This is a genomic window from Streptomyces sp. NPDC051243, from assembly GCF_044455405.1.
Taxonomy (GTDB): Bacteria; Actinomycetota; Actinomycetes; order Streptomycetales; family Streptomycetaceae; genus Streptomyces.
Genome location: NZ_JBITES010000015.1, coordinates 190,090 through 203,157, shown reverse-complemented (window position 1 = coordinate 203,157; position 13,068 = coordinate 190,090). Strand labels below are relative to the sequence as shown.

The window sequence follows — 13,068 nt, the reverse complement described above, 5'->3', positions numbered from 1 at the left end:
GCCGCTGACCTGCGGTGACGTGCATGAAGGCAAGCCGGGCCCAGCCACGCCGTCCCTTAAACCCTGCACCCACCTGACATACCCGTTCGAGTGGGCCGGTCGCGCGTCGTCCACGCCTCGCGCACGCGCGCTGATAGCCGTGGATCATGCTGCTCACCCCCCGCAACGAGGCTCGGCGACCAGTCCCTGGCGCCACTCACTCCCGTCCCCGATCCACCCGGCGTCTCAAGACGCCCGCGCTGCTCGCCGTGGCCGTCTCCACCTGTCTCGTCGCCGCGAGCGCCCCCGCCACACCCCTGGGTGTCGGCGACCGCCTCTACCCGTACCTGGGCAACCCCGGCTACGACGTGGCGTCGTACGACCTCTCGTTCACCTATTCGGGGACCAACACCAAGCCCCTCCAAGCCGTCACCACGATCGAAGCCTGGACGACCACGGACCTCGACCGCATCAATCTGGACTTCGCCCACGGCAAGGTCGAGTCCGTCGAGGTCGACGGGGAGCCCGCCTCGTTCAGCAGTGCCGGTGAGGACCTCGTGGTCACGCCGGAGGAGCCGTTGCCCGACAGCAACTGGACGCGGATCACCGTGCGGCACACCAGCGATCCCAGGTACGGGAAGGAGCGGGAGGGCGGCTGGGTGCGCACCGCCGACGGCCTCGCGATGGCCAACCAGGCTGACGCCGCCCACGTGGTGTTCCCGTGCAACGACCACCCCTCCGACAAGGCGATGTTCACCATCCGGGTCACCGCGCCCAACGGCTACACCGCTGTCGCCAACGGTCTGCGAACCGACGTGGACCGCGCGGGCAGGACGACGACATGGACGTACCGCACCAGGCACCCCATGGCCACCGAGCTCGCCCAAATCTCCATCGGCCGCTCCACGGTGCTGCACCGCACCGGCCCGCACGGACTGCCCGTGCGGGACGTCGTACCCACCGCGCACCGTGAGCGGCTCGAACCGTGGCTGAAGAAGACTCCCGGACAGATCTCCTGGATGGAGAACAAGCTCGGACGGTACCCCTTCGAAACGTACGGCCTGCTCGTGGCCGACGCCGCCACCGGCTTCGAGCTGGAGACCCAGACCCTCTCTCTCTTCGAGAGAGGGCTCTTCACCGAGTCAGCGTTCCCCAAGTGGTTCGTCGAGTCGATCATGGTCCATGAGCTGGCGCACCAGTGGTTCGGCGACAGTGTCAGCCCGCGTACCTGGTCCGACCTGTGGCTCAGCGAGGGGCACGCCACCTGGTACGAGGCCCTGTACGCGGCGGAGAAGGCCGACAGACCGCTGGAGGCACGGATGAAGGCCGCGTACGCCGCCTCGGACCGCTGGCGCGCGGCCGGTGGACCACCCGCGGCCCCCAAGGTGCCCGCTCCCGGCAAGAAGAACGGCATCTTCCGGCCGAACGTCTACGACGGCGCGGCCCTGGTCCTGTACGCGCTCCGCCAGGAGATCGGCAGCCCGGCCTTCGAGAGCCTGCAACGCGCGTGGGTGAGCCGCCACCAGGACAGTTCCGCCTCGACCGCGGACTTCGTCGCCCTGGCGGAGGAGATCTCGGGACGCCACCTCGACGGGTTCATGCACGCCTGGCTGTACGGGGAGAAGACCCCGCCGATGCCCGGTCAGCCGGAGTGGAAGGCAGCGGATCCGGAGAAGAAGGCCGGGAAGAGCGGGAAGACCAAGACGGCCGCGAAGAGCGGGAAAGCTGGGAAGGCCGGGACTGGGAAGGTCACGAAGACCCTGAAGACCATGAAGGCCGGGAAGGCCGGGAAGGCCGGGAAGGCCGGGAAGGCGGCGAGGACCGCGAGGACCGCGAAATAAGGAGGACCGCGAAATAAGGCGGTGACGAGACGCCCCGTGCCGTGCGACCATTTTCGGGTCGGCGCGGCACGGGGCACGGGAATCTTCCGGGGCACTCGTGCGTTGGGTGCAGTGACGGATCAGTTTCCGGGCGCTACGGACACGCTCCGAAGCGCAGCTGTCACTGCCACTGTCGGCGCAAACGGATTCCCCATGGACGTAAGGACCAAATGACCTCCTCTTCTTCCTTTTCCCAGGACACTCAGCGCTTCGCGCACAGCTACGCCGAAGGTCTCCGGGCCGATGCCCTGATGGAAGAGGACGTCGCCTGGAGCCACGAGATCGACGGAGAGCGGGACGGCGACCAGTTCGACCGCTCCGAGCGCGCGGCTCTGCGCCGTGTGGCGGGCCTCTCCACCGAGCTCGAGGACGTCACCGAGGTCGAGTACCGCCAGCTCCGTCTGGAGCGGGTCGTGCTCGTCGGGGTGTGGACCTCGGGGACCGTGCAGGACGCGGAGAACTCGCTGGCCGAGCTCGCCGCCCTCGCGGAGACCGCGGGCGCCCTTGTGCTCGACGGCGTGATCCAGCGCCGCGACAAGCCCGACGCGGCCACCTACATCGGCTCCGGCAAGGCCGACGAGCTGCGGGACATCGTGCTCGAGACGGGCGCGGACACTGTCATCTGCGACGGTGAGCTCAGCCCCGGCCAGCTCATCCACCTCGAAGACGTCGTCAAGGTCAAGGTCATCGACCGTACGGCCCTGATCCTCGACATCTTCGCCCAGCACGCCAAGTCCCGAGAGGGCAAGGCGCAGGTCGCGCTCGCGCAGATGCAGTACATGCTGCCGAGGCTGCGAGGCTGGGGTCAGTCGCTGTCCCGGCAGATGGGCGGCGGCAAGGGCGGCGGCCTCGCCACCCGTGGTCCCGGTGAGACCAAGATCGAGACCGACCGGCGCCGGATCCGCGAGAAGATGGCGAAGATGCGCCGGGAGATCGCGGAGATGAAGACCGGCCGCGAGATCAAGCGCCAGGAGCGCAAGCGCAACAAGGTGCCCTCGGTCGCCATCGCCGGCTACACCAACGCCGGCAAGTCCTCCCTGCTCAACCGCCTCACGGGCGCGGGCGTGCTGGTCGAGAACGCCCTGTTCGCGACCCTCGACCCGACCGTACGCCGGGCCGAGACCCCGGGCGGAAGGCTGTACACACTGGCCGACACGGTCGGTTTCGTACGGCACCTGCCGCACCACTTGGTCGAGGCCTTCCGTTCCACCATGGAGGAGGTCGGCGAGTCCGACCTGATCCTGCACGTGGTGGACGGCTCGCACCCGAACCCGGAGGAGCAGCTGGCCGCCGTGCGCGAGGTCATCAGGGACGTCGGCGCGACCGACGTACCGGAGATCGTCGTGATCAACAAGGCGGACGCGGCCGACCCGCTGACGCTGCAGCGGCTCATGCGGATCGAGAAGCGCTCCATCGCCGTCTCGGCCCGCACCGGCCGGGGGATCGACGAACTGCTCGCGCTGATCGACAACGAGCTGCCGCGTCCGTCGATCGAGATCGAGGCGCTCGTGCCGTACACACACGGCAAGCTGGTCGCCCGCGCCCACACCGAGGGCGAGGTGATCTCCGAGGAACACACCCCGGAGGGCACGCTGCTCAAGGTGCGCGTGCATGAGGAACTGGCGGCGGATCTCGCGCCGTACGTTCCAGCCCCGACCGTCTGAGCCGTACGTTCCGGATCGACCGTCCGAGCCGTCGTAGGCAGCCTGCCTGGGGCACCGTCAGAAGGCAGCCCGAGCTGGTGTAGAACGGCCGAAGGCCCGCCCCCTGTTATAGGGAGCGGGCCTTCAGCGAGTTGAGGGGCGAACGTCGGCGGGACCGTGAGGGTTTCTCCCACCGTCCCGCCTCCGATACCCACGGTGCCGCCGCTGAGCGGCACCCCGGGGTATCACTGGCCGGCGTACTTCTCACTCACCGCGTCGTAGATGCCCTTGGCCTCCTCGCCCAGCCGCGGGCCTGCGAGCCAAGTGTTGTCCTCCGGGCCGATCGAGGTGTTGGACACGAGCGCAGGCTTGCCGTCCGAGCCCGTCGCGATCCAGCCGCCACCGGACGAACCACCGGTCATGGTGCAGCCGATGCGGTACATCGTCGGCTCCGAGGCGCTGAGCGACAGCCGACCCGGCTTGTCCTGGCACTGGTACATCTTCTGGCCGTCGAACGGCGCAGCCTCCGGGTAACCCATCGCCTTGATGCCGGCCATGTCAGGCACGGCCGGGGCGTTGAAGTTCACCGGAAGGGCCGAACCCACCGTCTCCTCCAGGGACTTGCCGTTGCTCCCCGCCTCCGGCTGCACATGCAGCACGGCGAAGTCGTACGGCGCACCTTCCCCGCCGGTCAAACCGCCCTGCGCGATCCACTGGTCCGAGGTCTTCGCCCAGTCGGCCCACCACGCACCGTACGGAGCGACCTGCTCCCGGGTGGCGTCCTTCAACTTCGCCGTTTCGATCCCCGTGTCGTTGTACGAGGGCACGAACGTGATGTTGCGGTACCAGCCGCCGCTCTTGCCCGCGTGCACACAGTGGCCCGCGGTCCACACCATGTTGGACTTGCCGGGGTTCGCCGGGTCCTGCACGACCGTCGCCGAGCAGACGGACGGGCCGTCGGGGGAGTCGAAGAACACCTTGCCCAGCTCGGGGGCGTTGGCGTGGTACGTGGGCGACACGGCCTGCGCGTCCACCGGCGCCGGCGTCGGGTCGGTCACACCCTGGTCACCGGAGAGGTCGCTCTCTTCGACACCGCGGTCGGGGTCCTCGGCCTCCCGCATGCGGTCCGGGTCCCAAAGTCCTTCGATGATCGGGTTGATGAAGTCCTTGGCCTCGCGCAGCCAGTCCTCCTTGTCCCACTCCTTCCAGGCGCCGTCCTTCCACTTGTCGACGTCGATCCCGTGCTCCTTGAGCTTGTCCTTGATGTCGTCCGGGATCGTGATCTTGCCGTCGCCCCCGGCCGCGGCGGACGCGGTGGCCTCGCCGCTCACCTCGGCGTTGCCCGACTCACAGGCCGTGACGCTGAGGGCCAACGCCGCGGCGAGCGCGATCACGGGCAGCGGGGAGGTTCTGCGGCGCGCGCTCCTCCCTCGGCGAGCGGTGAACGACGGCCGTATCGATCGCATGATCTGACTCCCCCTGAGGTGGCAGTACTAAGGCGCCGCGGTCATGGACTCCCGCTGATCACTCGCTGATCTCGCGTGATGTCACGGCGCGTTGGGACGGCATCACACACTATGCGCTCTCTGTGGGGGAGTTCCGATGGAACGGCAACGGTTTCGCTACGACAAGGATCTTGAAGCAACCCGTAACCCGGTGAACGGTCCGGTGTTGGTAGCGGTTGGGGGCCCGCCGACCGTGGACGGCCTCCAGTGCCCAGTTCCCCGGAGTTTCGAGTGGACGCTCGCGGGGCTTCGTATGTCGGGTCGGGCGAGGATGCGAGAGACCTGCTCGCCCCTGGACAGCGGGAGGACAGGGAGCCATGGCCGTGACCGAATCTTTGCGCGGGGGGACATCCGAGTCGGCGGGAGCGCGCGCCGTGCACGAGGGGATCCTGCGACGGCAGTCGGCACGTGAGTCGGCGGCGCGCACCTACGCGCGTGCCCTGCCGATCGTGCCCGTGCGGGCGCGCGGGCTGACCATCGAGGGCGCGGACGGACGCCGCTACCTGGACTGCCTCTCGGGCGCCGGCACCTTGGCGCTCGGACACAATCACCCGGTCGTCCTGGAGGCCATCCGCAAGGTCCTCGACTCGGGCGCACCACTGCACGTCCTCGACCTGGCGACCCCCGTCAAGGACGCCTTCATCACCGAGTTGTTCCACACCCTGCCGCCCGGTCTCGCCGGGCACGCGCGCGTGCAGTTCTGCGGACCGGCCGGCACCGATGCGGTGGAGGCCGCGTTCAAGCTCGTCCGGGCCGCGACCGGACGCACCGGAATACTCGCCTTCAGCGGCGCCTACCACGGCATGACCGCCGGAGCGCTCGAAGCATCCGGGGGCGCCTACGACGTACGGGTCGCGCGCCTGCCCTACCCGCAGGACTACCGCTGCCCCTTCGGCGTCGGCGGTGAACGCGGCGCCGAACTCGCCGCTCGCTGGACCGAATCCGTGCTCGACGACCCCAAGTCGGGCGTACCGCGTCCCGCCGGGATGATCCTCGAACCCGTCCAGGGCGAGGGTGGGGTGATCCCCGCGCCGGACGGCTGGATGCGGCGCATGCGGCAGATCACAGCCGACCGATCCATCCCGCTTATCGCCGACGAGGTGCAGACGGGGGTCGGGCGTACCGGCTCCTTCTGGGCGGTGGAGCACAGCGGCGTCACCCCTGATGTGATGGTCCTCTCCAAGGCCATCGGAGGCAGCCTCCCCCTGGCCGTCATCGTCTACCGCGACGACCTCGACGCCTGGCAGCCCGGCGCCCACGCCGGCACCTTCCGCGGCAACCAACTCGCCATGGCCGCCGGCACGGCGACGCTCGCCTACGTCCGCGAGAACCGTCTCGCCGAGCGGGCGGCTGAGCTCGGCTCGCGAATGCTCAGCCGACTCCACCGGTTCGCGGGCGAGTTCGCGTGCATCGGGGATGTGCGGGGGAGGGGGCTGATGATCGGGGTCGAGGTGGTGGAGCCGGAGAACGACCCCGAGCGCGCCGAGGAACTCCCGGCGGCCTTGCCCGGGATCGAGAGGGCGGGCGGCGGGCCCGGCCTGGAGCTTCTGGCTGCTCTTGAAGGGGACAGCGGCGCCCCCGACCAGGTCGAGGGGAGTGCCGCTGATCTCGGTCGTGCTGGAGGTGGGAGGGGTGTCCCGGCCGGGGGCGAGCCCGCCGGTAATGCAGGCAGCCCCTGGGCAGGCCGCGCCTCGACCGGTCGGGTGGTTGCGGCAGCGACAGCGCACGGCACGGATCGTCACCCTCGACCCGCCGCCCCGGAACTCGCCGTCGCCATCCAGCGCGAGTGTCTGCGACGGGGGCTGATCGTCGAACTCGGCGGCCGCCACTCGAGCGTCGTACGGCTGCTTCCGCCCCTGACCATCAGCGACGAACAGGCAGACGCGGTACTGGACCGGTTGGCCGACGCCGTGGACGCGGTCTCCCGCGGCCGCACGGCCGGCCCCCCGACGCTCCGGCCGAACCCACGGCACCGCCGACACGACGACCGGGCCGACCGGGCGGGGTAGCGCAGCAGGCCAGGAGGACGCGCCGACACGCACCGCAACAGGTGCCCTCGCCTCGGCGTTCGTCGGCTCACCCACTTCCGAGTCACGGCCCGCTCCCAAACCGCACATCACTTGCGCTCCGAACCTCGCTCCCAACAGACACACCTCCTCCAACCACAGATCGCTACCGCGGACTTCAAGCCCACGCCCCGCCCTCATCGCAGAACTCCGGCAGTCCTGCACGAGCCGGAACCACCTCAAGAGGACCAGCCTTGATCACCACCACCACACCCGACGGCCGGGCCGACACCCGCGCGCGAGGCTCCTCCGACGCACACCTCCCCCAGCAACAGCCGCACCCACCGACGACCGAGCCCGCTCCCCGCGGCCGGCGACGCGCTTCCTCACAGGCCGGTGCCCCCATCCCGGCGGGTACGTCCGCCCTGGCAGGCACCCCGGCCCCGGCAGGTGCGTCAGCCCCGGGTACGCCTGCCCCGCCAGGCGCATCCGGCCCGGCAGACAGTGCTGTCCCGCCAGGTGCGTCCACCCCCGCAGGTGATCCCGTCCTGGCAGGTGCACCTGCGCAGGACGGTGCACCGGCGCGGGAGGGAGGCGCGCCGCAGGAACCCACATCTGCACTGGTAGGTGCCGGCGCGCAGGAGCCGGTACGGCCGCCGGCGCAGTCAGGTGCCCCACACCCCGAGTGGCTGCACGGCGCCACCGTCGACACCCTGGAGCATCCCGACCCGCACACTGTGGCCCAGGCCGCCGCCGTGGAGAACCTGCTCCGCTGCTGGGTTCGTGAGACCGCCATCCCGGCTCCCGGCAACGGGACCCTCCGCGTCCCCCTGCCTGCCACCGGCACGGCCCTGTTGATCCCGGTCCACTACTGGTCCCCGACGGGATGGCACCGCTTCGGTCTCCCCCGCCTCGCCGACGCACCCGACCACGCCCCACCCACCGACGCCGTCACCGTCGCGGCGCTGCTGAGCCGGGAGACGCTCGGCGGAGCGGACGCCACTGCCGCTGCCACCGACCTCGTCGCCCGCGTCGCGGACTCCGTCCGACGAACCGTCGCGTTCATCCGCGATCGCCGGGACACTTCCGCCAAAGGCTCCGACCTCTTCCTCACCGCCGAGCAGGCACTCATGCTCGGACATCCACTCCACCCGACCCCGAAGAGCCGTGAGGGGCTCTCCGAGGCTGAATCCCGCCTGTACTCACCCGAGTCGGGTGGCTCCTTTCCCCTGCACTGGCTGGCTGTCGCTCCCTCCCTCCTCGCCACCGACTCGGCATGGACCGAGCGCGGCCGTGTGGTGCCCGCAGCCCAGCTCACCGCCCGCCTTGCCGGGCCCGGGCTCGCCTTGCCCGACGGATACGCGGCACTGCCCCTACATCCCTGGCAGTCGCGGGAGGTCCGGCATCGTCCCGAGACCGCGGCCCTCCTCGACGCCGGAATGCTCCGGGACCTCGGCGCCCACGGTGCACCCTGGCACCCCACCTCCTCCGTCCGAACCGTCCACAGATCCGACGCCACGGCCATGCTCAAGCTGTCGCTGGGCCTGCGCATCACCAACTCCCGTCGGGAGAACCTCCGAAAGGAGTTGCACCGGGGCGTCGAGGTCCATCGACTCCTGCGCAGCGGCCTCTCGACGCAGTGGCAGGCCGCACACCCCGGATTCGACATCGTTCGCGACCCGGCCTGGCTCGCCGTGGATGCGCCGAACGGCGACCCGGTCGTCGGCCTAGACGTGATGATCCGGCACAACCCGTTCCAGCCGTCCGACGATGTGTCCTGCGTAGCCGGGCTCGTCTCACCGCGCCCTCGGGCGCAGACGGGCGGCGCCACTGGTCCACGACGGTCGGACAGGCCGCCCCTGCAGTCCCGTCTTGCGGAGCTGATCATGTGCCTGGCCGCCCGGACGGGTCGCCCTCGTGGAGCCGTAGCCGTGGAGTGGTTCCTGCGCTACCTCGAGCAGGTCGTGCGGCCAGTGCTGTGGCTGGACGCCGAGGCGGGGATCGCCCTGGAGGCACACCAACAGAACACGTTGGTCCTGCTGGACGGCGATGGTTGGCCCACGGGTGGCCGCTACCGCGACAACCAGGGCTACTACTTCCGCGAGTCCCGCCGCGCGGATCTCGATACCCGGCTGCCCGGCATCGGCGAGCACAGTGACACCTTCGTCTCGGACGAGGTCAGCGACGAACGCTTCGCCTACTACCTCGCGATCAACAATGTGTGTGGTCTCATCGGAGCGTTCGGCTCCCAACATCTCGTCGACGAACAACTGCTGCTCGCCGCCTTCCGCAGGTTCCTGGGCGATCTGGCCTCCGGTCCCGATCGACTGCGTACGCCACTGCCTGCCCACTTGCTCGACTCACCGGTTCTGCGCTGCAAGGCCAACCTGCTGACCCGGCTGCACGGCCTCGATGAGCTGGTCGGACCGGTTGAGACCCAGTCCGTATACGTCACCATCGCCAACCCCTTGCATTCCTGATCACCGCTGTCGCGTCTCATCACGTCGCACTTTCGACCACGGCTTACGGCCACGGTCGACCAATGCCGTTCGCTGCCTGCTTTTCCGCACCAACGCCTCTGACTTCCACCAACTTCCTTCATCTCTGGGGAACATGACCCTCCCCGCTTCCTGAGAGGAGTGTCGCCGTGCCTCCCATCGACGCGAGTGCCAACGCCGGCACCGTTCCCGTCTCCGATATCGGCGTCGCCACGAGCCCGTGTTCTCGTGAGAGCTCCATCCAGAAGGCCTCTGACGTGGGCGCAGACAGTGAGGAGACGCTGGACCTGCGCTTGCCCGACGCATTCGTCGCGCTCTTCACGGAGAGCACCGATAGGGACACCGACAGGGATGGGGAGCGCAGCCCGGGTGGTTTCGGCACGGCTGGACCCGCCTCCGTCCTCCCGATCGCCGATGATCTACTCGACGGCGTTGCCGACTGGGGACCGATCAGCACACGGGCAGGAGTGCTTCACCTCGTCCCCGTACGTGTCGAGCGAGACCTCCCGATCATCAGCCGGTGGATGAATGACCCTGCCGTCGCGGCCTTCTGGGGTCTTGGCGGACCACAGGACGCGGCGGAGGAACATCTCCGATCCCAGCTCAGCGGCGACGGCCGCAGCATTCCGTGCCTGGGCATGCTGGAGGGCACGCCGATGAGCTACTGGGAGATCTACCGGGCCGACCTCGACCCGTTGGCCCGGCACTACCCGGCTCGGCCCCATGACACCGGACTCCATCTCCTCATCGGAGCAGTCGGGGACCGAGGGAGAGGGCTCGGCGGAACCCTGCTCCGGGCTGTCGCCGACCTCGTGCTGGACAAGCGGCCTGCCTGCGCTCGCGTCGTCGCCGAACCCGACATCCGCAACACTCCTTCCATCGCCGCTTTCCTGGGCGCCGGCTTCCGTTTCTCTGCCGAGATCGACCTGCCCGCCAAGCGGGCGGCCCTCATGGTCAGAGACCGGAGTCTGCGCCATCTGCTGTGACGCCATGTCGCAGCGTCGTCACTTTTAGTACACCGCTCGCGCCGATCCGGTTCCCACTGCCGACCAATCGATCTCGGATCCCGCCGAACCGATTTCGACGGCGACGAAATCTGCCGTGCCCCGGGTCGTCCCGGGAGGCGCCCGGCGAGCGGCGCCGGCCCCGCTCGCCCCTACGAGAACCCAGACCCTGAGCAGACCCCGAACCATCTCGGACACCCTCGAACCGACTCGAGGCACCGAACAGACCCGACGCACCGAACAGACACGACTCACCCGCACCGCTCGACGCACCGGATCCGACTCGACTCATCCGATCCGACTCGACTCATCCGATCCGACGTCGATCGCGCTCGAGCCGTTTCCGACTTCAATCGAGCCGACCCCGTGCGAACCCGAACCAATCCGATCCCCGCCCGAGGAACCCCCGGTCTTGATCCCGTCCCCCGCCTCCACCGTGAGCACCCGCTTGTCAGTGCCGGGCCGTAGGGTTGTCACGCTATGACGAAGCCCTCACTCCCCGAACTCCTGCATGCTGCCGTCACTGCCGTCGGTGGCACGGAGCGCCCCGGCCAGGTGACCATGGCCGAATCCGTCGCGGAGGCGATCGACGGCAGCTCCCATCTGCTGGTCCAGGCCGGCACCGGCACCGGAAAGTCGCTGGGCTATCTGGTGCCCGCGCTCGCGCACGGGGAGCGCGTCGTCGTGGCGACGGCCACGTTGGCGCTGCAGCGCCAGTTGGTGGAGCGGGACCTGCCGCGCACCGTCGACGCGCTGCACCCGCTGCTGCGGCGTCGACCCGAGTTCGCGATGCTCAAGGGCAGGTCCAACTACCTGTGCCTGCACCGCTTGCACGAGGGCGTCCCGCAGGATGAGGAGGAAGGCCTCTTCGACCAGTTCGAGGCGGCCGCGCCCACCAGCAAGCTGGGCCAGGACCTGCTGCGCCTGCGCGACTGGGCGGACGAGACGGAGACGGGCGATCGCGACGACCTGACGCCCGGTGTGTCCGACCGGGCCTGGGCACAGGTCTCGGTGTCGTCGCGGGAGTGCCTCGGCGCTTCGAAGTGTGCCTACGGCGCCGAATGCTTCGCCGAGATGGCGCGTGAGCGGGCAAAGCTCTCGGAGGTCGTTGTCACCAACCACGCGCTGCTCGCGATCGACGCCATCGAGGGCGCACCGGTCCTCCCGCAGCACGAGGTCCTGATCGTCGACGAGGCGCACGAACTGGTTTCCCGGGTCACCGGAGTCGCCACTGGCGAACTCACTCCCGGCCAGGTCAACCGCGCGGTGCGGCGGGCCGCGAAGCTCGTCAACGAGAAGGCCGCCGACCAGCTCCAGACCGCCGCCGAGGGCTTCGAACGGCTGATGGAGCTGGCCCTGCCGGGCCGCCTGGAGGAGATCCCGGAGGACCTCGCCTACGCGCTCATGGCACTGCGCGACGCCTGCCGCACCGTCATCTCCGCGATCGGCGCCACCCGCGACAAGTCCGTGCAGGACGAGGACGCGGTCCGCAAGCAGGCGCTCGCATCCGTCGAGACCGTGCATGACGTGGCGGAGCGGATCACCAACGGCTCCGAGTGGGACGTCGTCTGGTACGAGCGCCACGACCGCTTTGGCGCGTCCCTGCGCGTGGCCCCCATGTCCGTGTCGGGACTCCTGAGGGAGAAGCTCTTCGCGGACCGCTCCGTCGTCCTGACCTCCGCGACCTTGAAGCTGGGCGGCGACTTCAACGGCGTGGGCGCGTCCCTGGGCCTCGCACCCGAGGGGACGGAGGGCGACGACCTCCCGCAGTGGAAGGGAGTGGACGTCGGCTCGCCCTTCGATTACCGCAAGCAGGGCATCCTGTACGTCGCCAAGCACCTGTCACGCCCCGCGCGGGACGGCGACCGGGCCGACATGCTCGACGAGCTGACCGAACTGATCCAGGCGGCGGGCGGCCGCACACTCGGCCTGTTCTCCTCCATGCGGGCCGCTCAGCTGGCCGCCGAGGAACTTCGCTCCCGCATTCCAGAGTTCCCGATCCTTCTGCAGGGCGAGGAGACCCTCGGCGAGCTGATCAAGAACTTCGCGGCTGATCCGAAGACCTGCCTGTTCGGCACGCTCTCCCTTTGGCAGGGCGTCGACGTGCCCGGCCCCAGCTGCCAGCTGGTCGTCATGGACAAGATCCCGTTCCCCCGCCCGGACGACCCGCTGATGAGCGCTCGCCAGAAGGCCGTGGAGGATGCCGGGGGCAACGGTTTCATGGCGGTCGCGGCCACCCATGCCGCGCTGCTCATGGCCCAGGGCGCCGGCCGCCTCGTACGGGCGTCGGGGGACCGCGGAGTGGTCGCCGTACTGGATCAGCGGCTGGCCACGGCCCGGTACGGAAGCTATCTGAAGGCGTCACTGCCCGACTTCTGGTACACGACGGACCGTAACCAGGTCCGGAAGTCGCTGGCCGCGATCGACGCGGCGGCGAAGCAGACGGAGGCGGACCAGCCGCAATGACCGGGGACGAGGTGGCCTGTCGCATCGCTGCGACAGGCCACCCCGACCCGGAATCGGCGACGGCGGGCCTTGCGCAGCACCAAGAAG

At 69.5% G+C, this 13,068-nt stretch carries 7 protein-coding genes; 6 read left to right on the top strand and 1 reads right to left on the bottom strand.

All coding sequences use genetic code 11. The annotated features are described in order from the left end of the window. Positions 1-146: 146 nt before the first annotated feature. Together ACIBAG_RS33985 and hflX are read left to right on the top strand one after the other, a co-directional pair. The gene (locus ACIBAG_RS33985) at positions 147-1,820 is read left to right on the top strand and encodes a M1 family metallopeptidase (RefSeq protein WP_399110497.1); all 1,674 of its coding nucleotides are present in this window, start codon (positions 147-149) and stop codon (positions 1,818-1,820) included. Between the two features lie 209 nt (positions 1,821-2,029). Then, complete coding sequence (gene hflX, locus ACIBAG_RS33980; protein ID WP_399110495.1) at positions 2,030-3,523, top strand: GTPase HflX; 1,494 nt, start codon at positions 2,030-2,032, stop codon at positions 3,521-3,523. Positions 3,524-3,747: 224 nt separating this feature from the next. Here the strand turns inward: hflX and ACIBAG_RS33975 are convergent, their stop codons facing one another. Further along, complete coding sequence (locus tag ACIBAG_RS33975; RefSeq protein ID WP_399110493.1) at positions 3,748-4,968, bottom strand: trypsin-like serine peptidase; 1,221 nt, start codon at positions 4,966-4,968, stop codon at positions 3,748-3,750. Between the two features lie 356 nt (positions 4,969-5,324). On the opposite strand from ACIBAG_RS33975, the gene ACIBAG_RS33970 reads away from it, so the two are divergent. The 4 genes from ACIBAG_RS33970 to ACIBAG_RS33955 all read left to right on the top strand — a co-directional run bounded on the left by ACIBAG_RS33970 (position 5,325) and on the right by ACIBAG_RS33955 (position 12,981). Continuing rightward, positions 5,325-7,016 carry a diaminobutyrate--2-oxoglutarate transaminase family protein gene (locus ACIBAG_RS33970; protein ID WP_399110491.1) on the top strand — a complete coding sequence of 564 codons (1,692 nt, stop codon included), beginning with the start codon at positions 5,325-5,327 and terminating at the stop codon, positions 7,014-7,016. A 617-nt stretch (positions 7,017-7,633) separates the two neighbouring features. Further along, the gene (locus ACIBAG_RS33965) at positions 7,634-9,493 is read left to right on the top strand and encodes an IucA/IucC family protein (RefSeq protein WP_399110587.1); all 1,860 of its coding nucleotides are present in this window, start codon (positions 7,634-7,636) and stop codon (positions 9,491-9,493) included. A gap of 167 nt (positions 9,494-9,660) precedes the next feature. After that, complete coding sequence (locus ACIBAG_RS33960) at positions 9,661-10,497, top strand: GNAT family N-acetyltransferase (RefSeq protein ID WP_399110489.1); 837 nt, start codon at positions 9,661-9,663, stop codon at positions 10,495-10,497. Positions 10,498-10,995: 498 nt separating this feature from the next. Further along, complete coding sequence (locus tag ACIBAG_RS33955) at positions 10,996-12,981, top strand: ATP-dependent DNA helicase (RefSeq protein ID WP_399110487.1); 1,986 nt, start codon at positions 10,996-10,998, stop codon at positions 12,979-12,981. The last annotated feature ends 87 nt before the right edge of the window (positions 12,982-13,068 follow it).

Excerpts from the sequence above, each read along its gene's own strand:
- ACIBAG_RS33985 (WP_399110497.1), top strand. The coding sequence starts at position 147 with ATGCTGCTCACCCCCCGCAACGAGGCTCGGCGACCAGTCCCTGGCGCC.
- hflX (WP_399110495.1), top strand. The coding sequence starts at position 2,030 with ATGACCTCCTCTTCTTCCTTTTCCCAGGACACTCAGCGCTTCGCGCAC.
- ACIBAG_RS33975 (WP_399110493.1), bottom strand. The coding sequence starts at position 4,968 with ATGCGATCGATACGGCCGTCGTTCACCGCTCGCCGAGGGAGGAGCGCG.
- ACIBAG_RS33970 (WP_399110491.1), top strand. The coding sequence starts at position 5,325 with ATGGCCGTGACCGAATCTTTGCGCGGGGGGACATCCGAGTCGGCGGGA.
- ACIBAG_RS33955 (WP_399110487.1), top strand. The coding sequence starts at position 10,996 with ATGACGAAGCCCTCACTCCCCGAACTCCTGCATGCTGCCGTCACTGCC.